We start from the raw sequence: 20012 nt of genomic DNA, 5'->3' as shown, positions 1-20012 counted from the left end.
AATATGGCAATGGATCATTTACTTTCTTGGTTGATCTTTATTCCGTTGATCGCAGCGGTGATCATGCTAGTCATTCCTAAATCTCATGCACATCTCTATAAGTGGATATCGCTTGGTGCGTTGGGTGTGGTAACGGCTCTTTCCGTTGTATTGGTTTGTGTTTTTGATCAGCAAGTGATTGGTTATGGAGCAGAGAGCATTCAATTTGCACAGCAGATCGACTGGATTCAATTGAATGTAGGTTCGTTCGGAAGTCTATTGGTTCAATATTACATAGGCGTAGATGGATTGAGTTTGGCTTTAGTATTATTGTCAGCAATCATTTTGTTCATTGGAGTGATCTCCTCATGGAATATCAAACAAAATATTAAAGGTTATTTTTTGCTTTACATGGTGCTCAGTACCAGTGTGATTGGCTGTTTTGTGGCCTTAGATTTCTTTCTGTTTTATCTCTTCTTCGAGTTCATGCTTTTGCCGATGTACTTTTTAATAGGTATATGGGGGGGCAAACGGAGAGCTTATGCATCTATCAAATTCTTTATTTATACGCTAGTCGGATCATTGTTGATTTTAATGGTGATGATTGGACTCAACCTGTCGGTAGTTCAAAATCCAGATTCTACGGTTCATACTTTTGACATTATGAAAATGATGAATCCAGATAATTTCATCTCTGGTTCATTGTTGGCTTTGGATTTCGATGGACTGCTATTTGGAATGACTTATAGAGCATGGGCGTTCATTCTGTTGATCATAGGGTTTGCTATTAAGTTACCTGCCGTTCCTGTACATACTTGGTTACCCGATGCACACGTGGAGGCACCAACACCAATTTCTGTAGTCCTAGCTGGAATTTTATTGAAAATAGGAGGGTACGGTTTTTACCGAATTGGCTATACGATATTTCCTGATGGTGCTCTAGCCTATGGCTGGTGGATTGCACTTTTTGGAGTAATCGCTATCGTCTACGCCGCTTTAGTAGCCATGGCTCAGGCTGATTTAAAAAGGTTAATTGCTTATTCGTCGGTTTCCCACATGGGATTTGTGATGTTGGGTATGGCAGCGCTGACTGTGGAAGGCAGTGCGGGTGCGCTCTTTCAAATGTTTAGCCATGGAATTATCTCCGGCCTACTTTTTTTGATGGCAGGCGTGCTGTATGACCGAACGGGCGATCGTATGATTGCCAACTACAGTGGATTGGCATCCAAAATGCCTTGGTTCAGTGTGGCGGTAGTGATTTCCTTCTTTGCGGCGCTTGGGTTGCCAGGCTTCTCTGGATTTATTGCAGAGTTTTTGGTGCTTGTAGGTGCGTTCGATGGTGCTATCAATGGTTCGATTGTAGATATTTTTATGCCTATCCTTGGTTTACTCGGGTTGGTTTTAGGAGCGGCTTATTTCCTCTGGACTATCCAAAGGATGTTTTTTGGGAAATACTGGGTGCGAGAAGAGAGTTGGTTGTTGCCTGACCTTAATACTCGGGAATGGATCATGATTGTGCCTTTAGTCCTTCTGGTATTGCTTTTCGGAATATTCCCTAACCTACTGCTTGATTTAGCCAATGAAACTGTGACAGGCTTCGTCGATTATGTGAATACACAAGGACAAGAAAATCTTGACCTTATAAATGCTGTCGAGCGATGAATTTGAGTACATTAGATCAGCAACTACAAACCATTCTCGGAGATTTTGGTATTTTATTGCCAGAGGCGATACTCGTCATTGGCAGTTTTGTACTCATCATTATGCAATTAATCCTGAAGGATAAAGGAAGCCAAATCAAGACCATTTTTAATCTCTTTTTATTAGGACTGATTTCATTGTCCATATCATCCGCCTCGGTTCCAGGAAATTATTTTAATGGGTTGTTATCAGTAACATCTGTCAACGGTCTGGCCACGCCATTTTTTATATTAGTAACTGGTGTGATTTTACTTTACCCTAGAGGGGAAGCGTTGCTCAAACGAGGTGAGTATCACTTTTTGTTATTGATGATATTGCTTGGCGCCATGCTTCTGATTCAAGTCAATAATTTATTGTTGGTTTATCTATCCTTAGAGCTAATATCTATCACTTCCTATATACTCGTTACGTTCAATTTTGATCGAAAAGGCTTTGAAGCTGGCATCAAATACCTGCTTTTTGGAGCGATGTCAAGTGGATTGATGTTGTATGGATTGTCTTTGATATATGGATTGACTGGGACACTCCAAATTGATCAAATAGGCATTTTCATTGGTCAACAACCTGATTTGGGTCTTTGGTTGCCGATGGCTTTGGTGCTATTTTTCGTGGGTATTTGGTTTAAACTTTCTCTCGCTCCTATGCATATTTGGTCTCCTGATGTTTACGAAGCAGGTCCGACTCCGATAGTTGCATACATATCTATTGTGCCGAAAGTAGCAGTTTTGATCTTTTTCACACAGTTTGCCATTTCTGCTCAATTGGATGCTTTGTCTTTCGATTGGAAAATGATATTTGCTGGATTAGCAATTGTTAGCATGTTCGTTGGAAATCTTACTGCTCTCAATCAGACCAATGCCAAAAGAATGATGGCTTACTCGTCTATAGCACACTCTGGGATGCTCGTGATAGGAGTAATCGTGGGAAATGCTTTTGGTATACAGTCCATGCTGTTTTATGGGATTGTGTATGGATTTATGAATTTGGGTGTCTTTTATCTGATAGATATATTTCATCAGCAGGGATTTACTGAAATCAAATCGTTGTCAGGATTGGGTCGAAATTTTCCATTGATGGGAGTTCTGGCAGTAATCTTAATGATCTCATTAACCGGTCTTCCGCCTACCGGCGGGTTTACTGCTAAGCTTTTGATGTTTACTTCTTTGTGGGATTATTATCAATTTGATGGAAGCCAATACTTGATTTGGTTGTTTGGATTGGGATTGTTGAATACAGCTATTTCCCTTTTTTATTATTTAAAAATCCCATATTATTTATTCATTCACTCAAGTGATGAAAAAAAAGAAATAAATTTCTCAAAAAAAGATGGCATTATAGTGTCTATCATCGTGTTCCTAGTTTTATTACTATTCTTTAAAGCCGACCTATTGCTGAACGTATTAAATCAGTTTAACTTTGCACTTTAAGAAGTGATATGAGCGACCCTATTAAACATGAGTGCGGGATAGCGCACCTCCGTTTGAGAAAACCCCTACAGTACTATATAGACAAGTACAATACACCCCTCTATGGCGCCAATAAGCTGCTACTTCTGATGAAGAAGATGCAGAATAGAGGACAAGATGGGGCGGGAATTGCCAATATAAAACTGGGACTTGAGCCTGGTTATCGATATATCAGTCGATACCGATCCATCGATGCAAATTCATTGCAAAAGATCTTTGATAAGGTGGCTAAAAAATTCAACAAGGCACTTAAAGAAGGAGGAAAGGAGAATTTCCTGGATGAACAGTGGCTGAAAAAAAATTACGGATTTACTGGAGAAGTATGGTTAGGGCATTTACGCTATGGAACCCACGGTAAAAACAGTATTGAAAGTTGTCATCCATTCTTAAGACAAAACAATTGGCGATCTAGAAATCTAGTTGTAGCTGGAAACTTCAACATGACCAATGTGGATGAGCTTTTTGATATTCTGATATCATTGGGCCAGAATCCAAAAGAAAAGACCGATACCGTAACGGTAATGGAGAAAATTGGTCATTTTCTAGATGAAGAAAATCAAGAAATTTTCGACAAGCACAAATTCAAACTATCTAATAAAGACATCACAAAAAAGATAGAAGAAGAGCTTTCGATGATCAATATCCTGAAAAAATCATGTAAGGATTTTGACGGGGGATATACCATGGCTGGCATGGTAGGTCACGGCGCTTCATTTGTGGCTCGTGATCCTGCAGGTATCCGCCCCGCTTACTATTACGCGGATGAAGAAGTGGTGATTGTGGCTTCGGAAAAACCGGCCATAAAGACGGCAACCAATTGTGCATACGAAGATATTAAAGAAATTACGCCAGGGCATGCATTGATCATCAATCAGGACGGTAGTTTTTCTGAAGAGCAGTTTATAGATATGCTGCCAAAGAAATCATGCAGTTTTGAACGAATTTATTTTTCGAGAAGTTCTGATCCAGATATTTATCGTGAAAGAAAAAAACTAGGAGAACTCTTAGTGCCAAAAGTCCTTCAGTCAGTCAATTTCGATCTTAAGAATACCATATTTTCATTCATCCCGAATTCAGCAGAGACCGCCTTTTTAGGTCTTATGAGTGGTTTGGATGAATACTTAGTGGCCAAGCGTAAAGAAATTATTATTGATGGCAAACCACACACTGGTGACCTTGAAGATATCTTGTCTTTTCGGCCTCGAGTAGAAAAAATGGTAATCAAAGACGCCAAACTTCGAACATTTATAGCGGATGATTCTTCTCGAAATGAATTAGTTGCTAATGTGTATGATACTACCTACGAGGTAGTGAATAAAGGAATTGACAATCTGGTGATTATAGATGATTCGATCGTAAGAGGTACTACGCTGGAGAAAAGTATCTTGACTTTGCTCGACAAGTTGGAACCTAAGAAAATCGTGATTGTATCTTCTGCCCCTCAAATCAGATTTCCTGATTGTTACGGAATTGATATGAGTAAAATGAAAGATTTCGTTGCTTTCAGAGCAGTGCTTGAGCTGCTAGAAGAAAACGACAAAACTTATATGCTAGAAGAGGTTTTAGCAAAATGTGAGGAGTCTGAAGGAAATACTGATGCGCCGAATCACGTTTTGGATTTGTATAAGCCATTCACAGCAGATGAAGTATCGGCGAAGATTACGGAAATTGTTCGGCCTAAAGACATGAAAGCGGATTTGGAAGTCATTTTCCAATCAGTAGACAATCTACATAAGGCTTGTCCAGATCATAAAGGAGATTGGTATTTTACTGGAAACTTCCCAACTGTAGGGGGCAATCGTGTAGTGAATAAATCATTCGTTAACTTCATGAAAGGGGTGACAGTAAGAGCATATTGAAAATAGCTTTTATAATGAAATTGAAAGGCCACATTAGTGGCCTTTTTGCTTTAGGATTGTGGAGAATCGAATGTAACAATGAAAGTAGTGCCGCTACCTAGTTCGGACTCACATGCCAAAGTTGCATTCAAAAGTTGAACGTATTTGAGCACAATTGACAACCCAATTCCGCTAGAAGATTCGCCAGCTGTAGGCTTGGCAGATAAAGTCTGGAACTTTTTAAACATACTTAGTTGATCATCCTCTGAAATACCAGGTCCCTCATCTCGGAGCTGAACCTGAACGGTATTTTCTTTTTGTATAGCAGTTAAATAGATGCTTTTATTGAGGGGTGTGAATTTGATGGCATTGGACAGCAAATTATCGAAGATATGGAAGATATACTCCTTTAGTCCTGTAATCTTGAGATCAGGTTCTAAGTTAGTGTGAATAGTAATTTGCTTATCAGTAGCTGCTTGTGAAAAATTGTTTGTGATCTCTTTCAAACTATTGCTAAGATTGACTTCCTGATAAGTATCCGTTTTTTGTGATTCTATTTTTTCGACGTCCAGAATTCTCGTCACCATGTCGCTTAATCTTTTGGATTCATTTGTAATATGATTCAGCATTTTTACTTCTTCTGGTTTTAGCTCTGCCTCGTGAAGAATTTTAGAGATACTATTGATGTTGTTTATTGGAGCTCGAAGGTCATGTGACAAGATGTGAATGTAGCTGTTCTTTTCATCATTTAGATTAGTCAATTCCTCGTTTCTAATGCTTAGCAAGCTGTTTTTTTGTTCGATGGTTTTTTGATGAGCCATGAGAGTTTTGTTGGCTTTCGATTTTATTTTACTTCTATTGAAAAGGAAAAAGGCAATGAGGAGGACAAAAGCAACTGCTATGAGCAACACATTTTTTATGAGTTCCTGTTGCTCGGCTTCTTGTTTGTTTTTTGCAATTTCCTCATCCATAAACATCTTTTCCTGCATGAGAAGTACCATTTCTTCATTTTGATGATTAGAAAAGTTCTTGATAAAGTCATTGAACTCAGATCCAAAATACCTTTGAACACTTCCCTTTTTTGTTTTGGCAAATTCTTCGCTTTTTAAATACGCATTGAATGGTTCGTCCCAATCGGAATCTTTATTAAAAATTACACCAAGTCCGTGTCCTTTTTTTGCGTAAGCATTGAGACGTTTGATTGGCAGGTCTTTGTTGAGCGCTAGCAAATATCTCGTGAGGTCGCTATATCCGAATGTTTTCGGTGATGAGATCAATTCTTCAATTATTTGGGTACTCTGTTCTATATAACGAATATCAAAATGTGCTCCGGTTTCCCGAATTAATTTCAGGTTTTGATCGTAAGTTGTTCCTAGTACAGATATCGCAGTAAATTCATTATAAGGATTCTCAAATTCACTTTCATCAAAAATAGAAGGATTCGATCTGTGCGTGACTAACACCTGAAAATCTGGGAAATAAGGTACTGAGAATTTAACATTTCGTTCTCGATCCGCAGTCCAGGAAATGATATCTAACCCAATATCCCCTGCATGTTCTTTGGTTTGAATTTGGTCAAAAATCTCAGCCATGGTATTCCATTCAATCCAATGGTATTGAATGTGCACACCGTATTGGTTAGCCAAATAGCGCTGAAAACCGACCATCATTTCATATTCAAGTCCTTCCAGTTCGCCATTATTAGTCATTAAAAAAGGGTCGTTCAATTTGTATTGAATGGCGATTATTCCTGCTTTTTGCTTTTGTGCTTGCTCCCAAGTAAGGTTACTAGCCCATACTGTAGGTTTAGGAACCAAAGTAATGAAAATGAATAAAATGAAAATGGATTGAATACTAAGAAATGGGGTCTTCCTCATAGCTTTAATGTACCATATAATTGCGTTGGTACAAGATAATCAAATTTGATGCCTATTTATGATTAGATACCTTTTGGTAAGTAGAGTGTGAAATTCAGCAGCTGGTATGACAGGTTACCACTCAAACATGACCATTAAATTAGGTGCAAATCCGAGCGCATTTCTATCTATCCATACGGGAGGAGGAGGGTTGCCTCTAAAGGCACGGTCAATTAGATTCTCAGTGTCAAATACATTGATAATAGAAAGCCCGAAGGTGGCTGACCAATTTCTTTTATCGGTTCTAGGGATTTTGTATGAGGCCGAAAAATCTAGAGAATGTACATTTGGGTAGCGCTCTGGCTGGTCAGCAAATGGATTCGGTTGTTTTGGGACGTCAGGAGGAAGGTTGTCTTGAGCTCGCTGATAAATGACTTCTACATAGGCAATTTCTAAAGATTGTGCATTTAGCCCCGATCCGTATTTCCAAACTCCTGATAGCTTCCATCTGTCTTTTTGAAAAGCGGATCCAACATAAATGACATGAGGTTGAACATATTTTGACTTATAAGTAGTTTGGTTTGTAGTATCTAACGTGATCTTCGAGCCACCATAAGAATAACCAACCCAGGCTGTAGTGGCTTTGTTTAAGGCTCTTTTTAAATAAGTATCAAAACCATAGAGCACATTGTTGGCAGTAAAATAGTCACTGGTATTATTTAGAAAGAGGCTTTCATAGTACGTGATGTTATTGGCAGTTTTGTAAAAGGCTTCTACGTCAAGCAACCATTGATCTTGATTGATTGTAAAGCCTGTCATGTATTGCATGCCATTTATGACATGGCCATCATCCTCTTGGGCTAATTGCCACAAGGCATTATCAAAACCACCTACACCAATTTGCAGATTTCGTACTTGACTTAGAAACTGATGATAGCGACCAGTCGAAGCTTTGATATTCAACCAATGATTGACGGAATAATTGGCTTGTACTCTTGGAGATAAGTAGAAAGCTTGTTTTGGGCTGAAATAACTTCCTCTTATTCCCAATTGGAAACTTAGTTTTTCGCCATACCAGTGCAAATTGGCAAAAGGTGATAAAGTGTGTGCTTTAAAATTGTCGTCTCGGATGACCAGTTGGGTCACACCACTAGTGATATTATCGGTTGTATTGAAGTAATTCAATTGAGTAACTTGTCTCTTGTAATCAATTCCAACTTGCAAGTCATGCGATGGTTGATTAATTCTTGAAAACTCTATCCTGGCATTATAATCTTTAATTGTATTATCTGCTTTTATTTCTCCCATTGGAGAAGGAGAATGGCTAGAATAGGTGTAGCTACCCAAAGTGTTTATGAGTGAAGCGGACCAATTATTGTTGATCTTATATTGCCATTTAGAATTGATGCCATAGTTTTCAAAGTTGATTCCTTCCATATTATTACTTGCGACACCCTTGACTAAATTGTAATCCAAATCAGAATTACTATAAATTCCGGAGATTGAAATTTCATTCTTACTATTAGGTTTAGCAATTAGTTTGACATGGTAATCCTGAAAAGTGGCATTTACATCCGAAGTAATATTACCCTCGTCATCAGCTATGCCAGTAGCAGCAAATATGGATTCAGTGATGGCATTGAGCTTAGGGGATCTGACGGAGGGTGGATACGAGTGTCTGGCTCCTACAACTAATCCAATTTTTTTGTTCAATGGGGTTTTAGCATAAACCATCGCGTACAGCGTGTTCGCACCGATTCCATATCTAGACTCATTATCAATTTCATCCTCTGTATTGATATAAACTGCTCCACCTACTCGGCCACCATCTCTTGGGTGGTATCCGCTACGATAAACCTCTACATCGTTGACTACTTTTTGATTGTATGGCGAAATGGTGCCAAAATAATGACCCCTATGATACATTGGAATGTTGTCAAATAAGATGAGAGATTGATCAGGAGCTGTGCCTCGAATGAATAAATTTCCAGGTCTGCCGTCAGGGGTAGTTATACCCGGTAGGGCAGCCAATGAGGCGAAAATATCTCCATCAGTTTCACCAGGTAGAAGGGGTAGATCTTTGACTTCAATAGTGATATTTTGTTGACTTGGATCCATATTAATCCCTTTGGTGATATAGTCCTCAATTATTACATCATTCAACAAATAGGTTTGAGTCATCAGTTGAATGTCCAGTGAGTTTTGATTGAGCAGATATTCAAAAGGTAAGATCTTTTTTTCATAGCCAGGAGCATAAACGATTATTGTGTCTGATAGCGAGGGCTTATATTGAAAAGTAGCCTTTTCTTGATCAAGTTTAATATCCGTTGGGTTCGAGTTGATTAAAACGAAAAATGGTGGTAAGATTTGAGTAGAAGCAAGAGAATCGGTGAGTTTAATTGAATAAGCACTCTCAGTTAATACGATGGTATAAAAATCTTCTCCGACAGAAGTTATTTTCACAGGCAACTCAGCTTGAGCCTTTTCTATAAACTCATACAAACTACTGTTTGTATCAAATTCCTTTTGAATGTACGCAATTACAGCTGGGTCGTACGAGAACCTAGCATCCAGCTTCTTTTCATATTGTTTGATCGCCTGGAGGAAGGGGAGGATTGGCTGTGCTTTTAACACACCCATCCCAATGCACATTAGAAATGTGATGAATAATAAATGCCGCATGTTCAACTTTTCTCTTATTCGGACAAATATAGTGTTTTGTCTTCAAGACGATAAGTGATTTCCAATGTCGGGAAAATTATTTGAAGAGACTGATTGAGATTGTTTTTGGGGATAGAGCCAGTAAATCGCCGTGCTAGATTTACATTTTTAAATTCTACTTTCAGTCCAAAATTTGATTCGAGCTCATCGAGTACTTGTTTTAGAGGAGCATTGTCAAAAGTGATATGATCCTTTATCCAATCCGGATATTCCAGATCAAATAGTTTTTTTGCACCCCAAATTCCTTCGAAAAACAAACTGGACTCGCCTTTACTAAGTTCTATAGACTCGCCTTTGGTTGCTGTAGCTCGCACACGTCCTTCATAACAAACGGCATGCAGTGCTTGCTCCATCTGATACACTGTAAATCTAGTGCCTAGTACAGAAACTGTACCTTCAGAAGTTACTACTTCAAAACCACCTTTTTGAGGTACTTCGATATATGCTTTTCCCTTCAACTCTAGTCTGCGTTTACCACCTGTCCAATCTTTCTTTTTCCATTGAACGCTTGAATTGGCACTTAAATAGAGCGTGGACGTGCCGTCAGGTAGTGTAATCGTTTGGGATTCCCCATAGGCGGTTTCATACGTCGTAGTTGTGATGGACTGATAGAGCATAGGGCCTACAAATATGGCCAACAAAATGGCTGCTGCTATGGAGAAATATTTCCAAGTATTCATAGCAATTACCCTAGTTTCTTTTTTAACATTCAACACATCTTGCATGTCAAAAACAGAAGTGTCATTATTAGGTACCCAATGATCTATTTCTTCAGTTATTTGCAGGTATTTCAGGAACTCATCATGAGACAGGTGCTTCTTTGCTTCTTCAGCAGAAATATCTCCGTTCAACCATTGAACGAGTATGGCATCCTTGTCTGTGTGATTGTTTTCCATGACTTTTTTATTTTTCTAATCTTAAGACGGTTTAAGTGCTATTAACCCTACCTAAATTGAAAAGTGGTTAAGTTCGTCCAAGTTGGCACGAATTGATTTCAGAGAAGAAGTAATATGTTTTTCAACTGTTTTTACCGAAACCTCTAATGCATCAGCAATTTCTTGATTTTTCATTTTGTCTATTCGGCTCATCAAAAAAACGACACGTTGTTTTTCAGGTAAGTCAGAAACTACTGCTTCCAATTGTTCTTTAAATTCATCCACTTGATAAAGAAATTCAGGATTGGATTCTAATTGAGCTTCACTTCTGTCACTGCGTTTTTCAAACTTGAGAACAACTTTTTGATGAGCTGTATCATCTAGAAATATCCTGTTTGCGGTTGTAAAAAGGAAGCTTTTGGCCTTGTCGAAAGCTACCTTACTGCAGTTATTCCATAATCTGATAAAAGCTTCCTGAGCACAATCTTTCGCTTTCTCCAAGCTTCCAAATCGATAGAATAAAAAATTCCTTAAAGGAACTTCGTGAGCTTTGTGTAATCGGGAAAAAGACTGCTCTTCACAAACAGAGGGCTGATCCATATTTTTTTTGGTGGTGGTTTTCAAATATAATCACCTTATAAGAGATGAAAAGGCTTATTCTTAATTTTTGGAACAATTTTGGATTAGAACAACAAATACTAGAGTAGGGTACTTCTGAGTTACTCCGTTGTATTGTTGAAATTGATTAGAGAAAATGAAGAGGATTATAATTATTGCACTTATCGGAGTTCTGACATGGTCTGAATGGACTGTGGCTCAAGACCAAGGTAGTACATCTATGACTGAGCAAGGAGTTAATGAAGAGTTGAATTCTAAGCAGCTTTTAGAAATTTATCCAAATCCAACTTCAGAATATTTAAATATTTCACAACAACAATTTGATGGCAGTATTTCCCAATTGGAAATTGTTGACCTTTCAGGTCACACCATTTATAAAGTCACAGAAAGATTTACCCAACTTTCTATTTTTGTCGGGAACTGGCAAAAGGGTATATACATGGTATTTTTTCGACAAGGCAATACTGAAGTGAAACACAAAATAGTAGTGCAATAGCGCTTTGATTTGAGGTTATGTGATAAGTCAGCCCGTCAGAAGGATAAGCTATGAGAAGCATCTGCTGAGGGCTGACTCACTTTGTTACTCTACTCTTAATGATTCAATCGGGTTAACTCTGGATGCTTTGATGGCATGATACCCAATCACTATAACGGCTATGGCCAAGGTGGCCATTCCGCTCATTACAAATGGCAGACTTGTAATTTCTATTCTGTAAGCAAAATTCTCCAACCATTGTTTGGTAAGATATATCGTGACTGGAATAGAAAGAACAATCGCTAATAAAAGCTGAAATACAAATCCTTTAATAAGCAATCTGAATATGGAAACTGGAGATGCTCCCATGACTTTGCGGATACCAATTTCTTTGATTTTACTATTGGCAACCAACATAATTAAACCAAACAAGCCGAGCCCAGCAATAAGTATAGAGAGCACCGTTGCAATCACAATTAACTTATTCATACGAGCTTCGCTTTCGTACTGCCTGCTGATACGGTCGTCAATGAATTCGAAATTGGGAGCTTCGGATGGAAAAGTTGCTTCCCATTCGTTTTCCAAAATTTCGATCGCATCGTGTAGATTGTTTCCATTGTATGTAAATACAATTTTAGGTACGTATGAATCTTTTACATCCGCATCAGTCACGCCAGCGAAGATTGGCATGATGTTTTGCACGATCACCAAAGGTTCGACCTCTGTATGCAAAGAAGAATAATGAAAATCTTTCACCACACCAATGATTTGATGTTCACCAAATTCTGGGCCTGGCAATTTTCCACCAACGGGGTTTTCTAAGCCAAAATATTTGGCGGCACTTTGGTTGATTATGACTGACTGTCTTTGGTCCAACCCGTTGTCCACTTCAAAATTTCTACCTTGTATAGGTTCAATATTGAAAGCATTCAGGTATTCGGCATTGACTACGAGCAGGCGAAACCATTTGAAATCATCGTTATCATCATTAAATGCCACATGTGTCCATCCATTGGACCCAAACAGATGATTGCCTAGAGCTATTTTTGATATTTTTGGATGCTTTTCGAGTTTTGTTTTTAAAAGCTCTCCATTCTCCATACCTGAAATAAGCACATCGCGAATTCCTCGGCCATTGGGGTCTATGGGCAACTGAGCCGAGATCACAGCTTTATAGTCATAGCCAAGGTCTTTGTCCATCAAGTAGTCAATTTGCTTGCGCATAATCAAAACAGTGCTGATCAGAAAAACAGTGACCAAAAACTGCAAAACAACTAAACCCTTACGAGCGGCAAGTTTTCCAGTGGTCTGATTACTGCCATTGATAATGTTGATGGTCTTAAAAGCTGTAACAATGAGCGCAGGGTATGTACCAGCTATTAGCCCAATGGTGAGTCCGATGGCCAGATAAACTCCTATATGCCACCATTCAAATTGGAAAAAAATCTCTGTGCCTGTGAGTGCATTGAATGTAGGGATTAAGAAAAATGTAACGACCGTACCGATAGTCATAGCCACTATGGCCAATACTAGACTTTCACTTAAATACTGGTAGATCAAAGTATGCTTGGAAGCACCAAGAACCTTGCGCATGCCTACTTCTTTCGATCTTTTTAAAGATTGGCCGGCTGATAATGTGGTATAATTAACACATGCCATTATCAATACCAGTAAACCAATGGCGCCGAGTATCATCACATATTGCGGATTGCCTACTGGAGCATTGCCTAATGGAATGTCAGGATTCAAATGAATGTCTGTCAAAGGTTGAAATCCGATTTGGTATTGATCCTTTTCAAGCGGCTGATCACCATATGTCACCCCTTGACTCAAGACTACATCTTGTGTTTTACTTTCTACAGATGAAATATTGGTGCCTTCCTTTAGCAGTACATAGGTTTCAGGTATAATATTAAACCATGCAGTGTAAAGCCGATCAGGATAAATTCGACGACCGTTTTCTGCTGAAATGGCCATATCAAAGCGGATACTAGACTCTACTGGAAAATCTTCAAACACTGCTGAGACCGTCAGGTCATGAATCAAAGTGTCTATTTCCACGGCGATTGTTTTTCCCATTGGATTTTCCTGCCCAAAGTATTTTTCGGCATAGCGCTTCGAAATGGCAATATGCTCTCTGGAAGGCAGGAAAGTAGATCGATCTCCGTAGATCAAAGTAATATCGAAGACTTCTAAAAAGTCCGGACTAATCAGTGCGATGATTTCGTCTATTCGTTTTTCATTTCTTCCCACCAAAAAGTCATTTTCAATGTACTGGACAGCTCTTTCTATTTCAGGGAAATTTTCCTCAAATAATGATTCGAAGAGGAGAGGTGTATGTGAATTGAAAAACTCGCGGCCATCTCCATAGTTCTCTTTCACCCAGCTTCGGTAGATTCTATCCTTTTTGCTATGATAGTGATCGTAAGTAACTTCTTGCTTCACGTAGAGGCCTAAAAGTAGGAAGCAAGTAATACCTAAAGTCAGACCGAGTAAATTAATAGCGCTGTTGAATTTATCTCTCCACAGCACACGAAAGGCGATTTTTAAGTTGTTTTTAGTCATGGTAAAAAATGAGTTATTGAGTTTTTGATTTTCTTTTAGAGCTGATAATCTAAAGGAGCGGAGTACCAGCCAGACATATAAATATTTGGCATGATTGGTTTGTCCCTGTTGAACCTTTTGCTCAAAAATTTCATACAAGTCCCCCTGCAAGTCTTCGAGTAAATCGGGGTGACAATACCAAGCAAGAAACCGATCGGCCCATTTGGGTGGTTGTTTATTCATTAGATTCCAGCAAATGCTAGTTTTGGCATTTTGTTGTATAGCGAGACTCTAAGCTCCATCGTGTCATCAAGCACTTTTCTTCCCACTTGCGTTAGTACAAAGAAGCGTTTTCGTCGACCACCACGATCAGCCGTAGCTCCGCCCATTTCGGATTGGGTGAACCCCTTTTTTTCTAGACGACGAAGCACAGAATGCACTGCAGTGACATCCATTTTTCGATTGGTGTTTTTTTTGATTTCTTCTAGAATGGCTACCGCATAAGCTTCTTCATATAGTGAGCCTATGGTGAGTAGTACCAATTCTTCCAATTCTCCTAAATGTTCTCCTTTCATGATTTCAAAGGTTTGTTGTACAATTATACAAGAAATAAAATAATTAGTTGTGTGTTTGTACAACTAATACAAAAATCAAATGTTCCGAAATGACTATTTCAACTCCGTATTCACAACAATCTAATTAGCTTTTCTGGCAGTTAAGAGTTTGATAAATTTGCACAATGAGACCAGCAGAATTAGATTCTGGCATTTTATATCAATATAGATGCATGGATGGAAGTGCCTAATGAAATGGAGGATTAGTGAGTAATAAAAAAAGTTTTGAGCATGCCAGATTTCAGCTACCTATGATCTATTCGGAAGACCTTGCGAATATAGGAATCAGGTGAATACTCAAATGATGAAAGCTATTCAGAGCTGGGTAAAGAAATATTAGACTTCTATCAATAAAACAATAAAGCCTTCAGAATGCGAAGGCTTTGTAGTTTTATGTCTCTAACTGATACTAATCCTCGTCTTCCAGATCATTCTCATCTTCATCGTCTTCATCTTCATCGTTATCGGTCAGATAATCAAATGCAGCAGTCATGTCGCCATAGGATTGTTGAAAGATAATTTTACCTTCATTATTAAAGTCGAAAGACTCATATACTTTCACAATTACAGACTTTTCCTCTGTAGAATCTGTCGCTGACTTAATCATCTTCCAGTCTCCGTAATAACGAACTGAACCATCTACTTTTTTGGTGTCAACACTTACACCTGGCAATAAAACTGGATCTGTAAGTAGTTGAAGGTCGAAAGCACCCAAAAACATCTTGTCCATAGCTTTGATGTCGTCTAGACTCAAAGAATCTTTATCTCCAAAACTTGTGCCTCGAATGATTACATCATCAGCATACCAAGCATCATAATCCAAATTTTCGGATTTATAGCCTTCAATGTAAGCCATTACGACTTTCGAATTAGTATCAAATGCTTCATTAGCGGCATTGTCTTGAGGGGGCTGACATGCACTGAGCACTAGCAAAATGCAAATCATTGAGTTAAATAGATTCATTGGTAAGTTTTAAGTTTGTTTTACTTCAATTTAGCGAAATAACTTTGCTAAGTTCGAACTCCCCTAGAAATCAATTATTTACGATTGATACAAATGTTGAATTAGGAACCTTTGATTTAGATTTAAATGAAATTTGAAGGATGATTAATAAAGCACTACTCCTTATTGATATTCAAGATGGACTTGATGAGGTGGAATATTATGGTGGCCAGCGCAACAATCCAGATGCTGAAGCGAATTGTAGAAGAGTTTTAAACCTATATAGGGAGAGGAATTGGCCAATTTTTCATGTCAAACACAATTCTGTGAATCCAGAGTCACCATTGTACCCAACCAAACAGGGCAATCTGATAAAAGCTATTGTTGCTCCAATCAATAATGAGTCTATAATTGAGAAAAATGTAAACAGTGCTTTTGTGGGAACTGACCTCAAAGAACGATTGGATGAGCAGCAAATAGACGATTTGACGATTGTAGGGCTTACTACGGAGCATTGTGTGTCTACGACTGCAAGAATGGCTGCAAATTTGGGGTTTCAAGTCACAGTTGTTTCAGATGCGACGGCAGCTTTTAACAAAGTGGGAGTAAACAAAGAAATCTATAATGCGGAGGTCATTCACTTGACTTCTTTGGCCACGTTAAATGGTGAGTTTGCAAGGATTGTAGATACGCAAACCGTGCTGGATGAGGCTTAGGCTTTTAGACTGACGAAAAAGGTGCTGCCTTTGCCTACTTTTGATTCAAGCCAGACTTTGCCCCCAAGATCTTTCACATATTTTTTAACAATAGATAGGCCTAATCCCGTGGATGACTCATTGCCCGTAGGTTCGGCACTCAGCTTTTGAAAACGCTGGAATATCAAGCCTTTATCTTCTTCAGTAAATCCAGGTCCTTGATCAATTATTTTAAATATGATTTGCCCCTCCTTTTTGTTGACTTTTAAGTTGATTTCTGTGTCTTGAGGAGAGAATTTGACTGCATTAGAGAGTAAATTTTCAAGGACAAGAAATAATAGCAAGTGGTCTGTTTCTATGGTCAGTTTACTATTTGGAACCTTCACTTTCAAATCAATGCTTTTGTTGGTCGCTGCTGGCATATACCTTGAAGACACATCATCTACCAATTGAGCAATATCTACTTCTTCTTTTAGAACCGCTTTGTTACTGCTGTCAAGTGTGCTTGGGTTAAGAATTTTTGCAATCATCTGACTCATTCGATTAGCAGTCGTACCAATTTTTTCCAGGTAGTCTTTTTGTTCGTCATTCAAATTTTTGTTGTCATTGGTCATAATTCCCAATAACCCAAGAATGTTACTTAATGGAGATCTGAGGTCGTGAGCCAATATATTCACCAAATTATTTTTGTCTTCATTCAAAGCTAAGAGCTGAGCATTCCTGTTCATCAGCTGTTCGTTTTTTTGACGGATGTCTTTTTGTTGTAATTCTATTTGATCCTTTTGCTCAATGATGAGATTTGTGGTTTTTTGATTTTTGTAGAATAGGTACATGATAATGATCAAAAAAAGCAGCACAGTTCCAATCCCAAGAATCAATATTCGCTTGTACGTTTTTTCTTCTTCTAATTTTAGGTTTGCATTTTTTATTAGTGCCAGTTGGATTTCTTTTTCTTTAGTTAGAATATAAGTCCCCAATTGTTCTCGATCATAAGTGTTATCAATAAACTGATACAATTCACTCCCCAGATACTTGGCTATGATATCTGCTATTTGTGGTTTAAAATTTTCATCTTTTAGAAATTCATTGAATGGAATATCCCAGTCACTGGATGGAGGCATGATGAATCCATAACCTATTCCCCTTACAGTAAAGAAGTTTTGGCGGATTAAATCACGGCCATTCTTTATCCATATCAGATAAATAGGTAAGTCAATGAATCCGAACATATTATCTGAGCGACTAATATGATCAAGTACGTTTTTATCACTATCTATATAATTGATTTTGAAATCCATACCTAGATCATCCCGCATACGTTTTAAAAATTTTTCGTAGGTAGTACCAGCGATCGTGACAGCAGTCATATCTTTCATCAAGTCATGAATATCTTGCAGTTGGCGAACGATTGGTGTGCCTTGACTGGAGACCAAAACGGTAATGTCAGGCAAATAGGAATCTGTAAATTTTAATCTTTGCTGACGTTCTTTTGTAATTGAAAAGGCAGAAACCCCAATGAGATTTTGATGATTTGATGCTGCTACTTCGTCAAGGATACCTCCAAAACTATCCGCTTGTACCCAATTAAGATTTAGATCAATTCCGTGCTCTTGTTTTATATACTCACCAAATGCCTCAAAGATTTCATATTCCAAGCCCGTTAATTCCTGCTCGTTATTGTAATGAACAAAAGGAACTGAAGTGTACCAGAGTAAATCTAGTTGAGCTTTTTTATCTTCTTGCGCTTGTTTCCAAGAACTGGCTAAGATGCAGTTTGGAACACAAACAAATAAGGCTAGAATAATCAAGTAGAAGCGCATACATTAAATATGCTGAATAAACTTGGTTTTCGCAATTTAAGAATGGTTGAATATAAAAAGGACATCATGCTAAGCATGATGTCCTTTTGTTATCTACTGCAGTTTTTTGTATTTGATCCGCTTTGGTTCTACGTTTCCTTGACGCTTCATTCTATTCTCTTCATAAGCTGAGAAAGGCCCATCAAAGAAATACACCTGGCTATCTCCTTCGAATGCCAATGTGTGAGTGCATACTCTATCCAAAAACCATCTGTCGTGACTTATGATCACTGCACATCCAGCGAAATTTTCTAATGCTTCTTCTAAGGCCCTGAGCGTGTTGACATCCAAATCATTGGTAGGCTCATCAAGAAGCAGCAGATTTGCACCTTGCTTCAAAGTCATGGCTAAGTGTACTCGGTTTCGCTCTCCACCTGATAGCGCACCTACTTTTTTACCTTGATCTGAACCACCAAAATTGAACTTACTCACATATGCTCTGGAATTCATTTGTTTTCCTCCCAATTCAATCAGTTCATTACCATCAGAGATCACTTCCCAAACTGATTTATTAGGATCCAGATCATCATGCTCTTGATCTACATAAGCGATCTGGACTGTTGACCCAATGTCAAAAGATCCACTGTCTGGTTTTTCCTTGCCGGTAATCATATTGAAAAGAGTAGTCTTACCAGCGCCATTGGGCCCTACGATTCCTACGATGCCTGCTTGAGGAAGAGAAAATGAAAGATTTTCATATAAAAGCTTGTCGCCAAATGCTTTCGATACACCTTCCACTTCAATTACTTTGTCACCCAATCTTGGCCCTGGCGGAATATAGAGTTCTAATTTGCTTTCTCTCTCGTTGGCATCTTGTCCAGCGAGTTTATCGTATGCAGCGAGTCTGGCTTTGCCTTTCGCTTGGCGACCTTTGGGAGTCATTCGAACCCATTCTAATTCTCGCTCTAGTGTTTTTTGTCTTTTTGACTCAGTTTTCTCTTCTTGAGCCAATCTTTTTTGTTTCTGATCCAACCAAGAGGAATAGTTGCCTTTCCATGGAATGCCTTCGCCACGATCCAATTCAAGGATCCAGCCAGCTACATTGTCTAAGAAATATCTATCGTGAGTTACAGCTATTACCGTTCCTTTGTATTGATTTAGATATTGTTCCAGCCAAAGCACAGATTCTGCATCTAAGTGGTTGGTAGGTTCATCTAATAAGAGTACATCTGGTTCTTGTAGCAAAAGGCGGCAAAGTGCTACTCTTCTTTTCTCGCCACCTGACAGGTTCTCTATTTTGGCATCTCCAGGAGGCGTTCGGAGTGCATCCATCGCCCTTTCTAATCTGCTGTCCAGTTCCCAAGCATTGGCCGCGTCAAGTTTTTCTTGTACCACCGCTTGATCCTGTATCAACTTATCCATAGCGTCAGGATTGTCCAATACCTCTGGGTCTGTAAATTTGGCATTGATGTCCTCAAATTGTTGAAGTAAATCAACGATCTCCTGAACCCCTTCCTCTACCACTTGTTTAACGGTTTTAGATGCGTCGAGCTGAGGCTCTTGCTCTAGTAGACCAACGCTATATTCACTAGAAGAAACCACTTCACCTTGATATTCTTTATCTATGCCAGCAATGATTTTAAGAAGCGACGATTTACCAGAGCCATTAAGGCCTAAGACACCGATTTTAGCACCATAAAAAAAGGAGAGGTAAATATTTTTTAAAACTTGTTTCTGTGGAGGGTAAATCTTACTTACCCCAGCCATAGAAAAGATGATTTTTTCGTCGCTCATGGATCGTATTTTTTCTGACAAATATGCAAAAAATATTCTGCCTTTAGCCTGATTTTGTAAATTTGCAGCCGATTTATCAAAGTAAAGGCATTCG

The 20012-nt window shown here is 38.6% G+C and carries 14 protein-coding genes; 5 read left to right on the top strand and 9 right to left on the bottom strand.

Translation table 11 applies throughout. The features are described from left to right. Window positions 1-9 precede the first annotated feature (9 nt). From ABJH98_RS13600 to ABJH98_RS13590, 3 genes are read left to right on the top strand one after another with little or no spacing between them, the layout of a single operon-like run. On the top strand, window positions 10-1641 hold the full coding sequence (locus ABJH98_RS13600) for an NADH-quinone oxidoreductase subunit M (protein ID WP_348308240.1): 1632 nt from the start codon (window positions 10-12) through the stop codon (window positions 1639-1641). After that, window positions 1638-3107 (top strand): NADH-quinone oxidoreductase subunit N, encoded by a 1470-nt coding sequence (locus tag ABJH98_RS13595; protein ID WP_348308239.1) that lies wholly within the window; start codon window positions 1638-1640, stop codon window positions 3105-3107. Before ABJH98_RS13600 ends, ABJH98_RS13595 begins: the two co-directional genes overlap by 4 nt. 8 nt (window positions 3108-3115) lie before the next feature. Then, on the top strand, window positions 3116-5005 hold the full coding sequence (locus tag ABJH98_RS13590) for an amidophosphoribosyltransferase (RefSeq protein WP_348308238.1): 1890 nt from the start codon (window positions 3116-3118) through the stop codon (window positions 5003-5005). A gap of 50 nt (window positions 5006-5055) precedes the next feature. Here ABJH98_RS13590 and ABJH98_RS13585 read toward each other — a convergent pair whose 3' ends face one another. From ABJH98_RS13585 to ABJH98_RS13570, 4 genes are all read right to left on the bottom strand, one after another. Next, the gene (locus tag ABJH98_RS13585; protein WP_348308237.1) at window positions 5056-6861 is read right to left on the bottom strand and encodes an ATP-binding protein; all 1806 of its coding nucleotides are present in this window, start codon (window positions 6859-6861) and stop codon (window positions 5056-5058) included. A gap of 114 nt (window positions 6862-6975) precedes the next feature. Continuing rightward, window positions 6976-9522 carry a TonB-dependent receptor plug domain-containing protein gene (locus tag ABJH98_RS13580; RefSeq protein ID WP_348308236.1) on the bottom strand — a complete coding sequence of 849 codons (2547 nt, stop codon included), beginning with the start codon at window positions 9520-9522 and terminating at the stop codon, window positions 6976-6978. Window positions 9523-9536: 14 nt separating this feature from the next. Then, window positions 9537-10457: a FecR domain-containing protein gene (locus ABJH98_RS13575; RefSeq protein WP_348308235.1), complete on the bottom strand. Its 921-nt coding sequence runs from the start codon at window positions 10455-10457 to the stop codon at window positions 9537-9539. Between the two features lie 51 nt (window positions 10458-10508). Then, window positions 10509-11036 (bottom strand): sigma-70 family RNA polymerase sigma factor, encoded by a 528-nt coding sequence (locus ABJH98_RS13570; RefSeq protein WP_348308234.1) that lies wholly within the window; start codon window positions 11034-11036, stop codon window positions 10509-10511. A gap of 154 nt (window positions 11037-11190) precedes the next feature. Between ABJH98_RS13570 and ABJH98_RS13565 the strand changes: the two genes are divergently transcribed. Then, window positions 11191-11550, top strand: a complete 360-nt coding sequence (locus ABJH98_RS13565; RefSeq protein ID WP_348308233.1) for a T9SS type A sorting domain-containing protein — start codon at window positions 11191-11193, stop codon at window positions 11548-11550. A gap of 84 nt (window positions 11551-11634) precedes the next feature. On the opposite strand, the gene ABJH98_RS13560 is transcribed toward ABJH98_RS13565, so the two are convergent. The 3 genes from ABJH98_RS13560 to ABJH98_RS13550 form a co-directional block, all read right to left on the bottom strand. Next, window positions 11635-14316 (bottom strand): ABC transporter permease, encoded by a 2682-nt coding sequence (locus ABJH98_RS13560; RefSeq protein ID WP_348308232.1) that lies wholly within the window; start codon window positions 14314-14316, stop codon window positions 11635-11637. After that, on the bottom strand, window positions 14316-14648 hold the full coding sequence (locus ABJH98_RS13555) for a helix-turn-helix transcriptional regulator (protein ID WP_348308231.1): 333 nt from the start codon (window positions 14646-14648) through the stop codon (window positions 14316-14318). The genes ABJH98_RS13560 and ABJH98_RS13555 overlap by 1 nt, the downstream gene beginning before the upstream one ends. A gap of 448 nt (window positions 14649-15096) precedes the next feature. Next, window positions 15097-15651 carry a hypothetical protein gene (locus ABJH98_RS13550; protein WP_348308230.1) on the bottom strand — a complete coding sequence of 185 codons (555 nt, stop codon included), beginning with the start codon at window positions 15649-15651 and terminating at the stop codon, window positions 15097-15099. 140 nt (window positions 15652-15791) lie between these two features. On the opposite strand from ABJH98_RS13550, the gene ABJH98_RS13545 reads away from it, so the two are divergent. Next, window positions 15792-16346 carry a cysteine hydrolase family protein gene (locus tag ABJH98_RS13545; protein ID WP_348308229.1) on the top strand — a complete coding sequence of 185 codons (555 nt, stop codon included), beginning with the start codon at window positions 15792-15794 and terminating at the stop codon, window positions 16344-16346. Here ABJH98_RS13545 and ABJH98_RS13540 read toward each other — a convergent pair. Next, window positions 16343-18145 carry an ATP-binding protein gene (locus ABJH98_RS13540; protein WP_348308228.1) on the bottom strand — a complete coding sequence of 601 codons (1803 nt, stop codon included), beginning with the start codon at window positions 18143-18145 and terminating at the stop codon, window positions 16343-16345. The genes ABJH98_RS13545 and ABJH98_RS13540 overlap by 4 nt on opposite strands. A 93-nt stretch (window positions 18146-18238) precedes the next feature. Then, the gene (gene ettA / locus ABJH98_RS13535) at window positions 18239-19918 is read right to left on the bottom strand and encodes an energy-dependent translational throttle protein EttA (RefSeq protein WP_348308227.1); all 1680 of its coding nucleotides are present in this window, start codon (window positions 19916-19918) and stop codon (window positions 18239-18241) included. Window positions 19919-20012 lie beyond the last annotated feature (94 nt).

The organism is Reichenbachiella sp., from assembly GCF_039969095.1.
Classification (GTDB): domain Bacteria; phylum Bacteroidota; class Bacteroidia; order Cytophagales; family Cyclobacteriaceae; genus Reichenbachiella.
The sequence above is the reverse complement of the archived record's forward strand: the minus strand, read 5'-3'. Positions and strand labels throughout refer to the sequence as shown.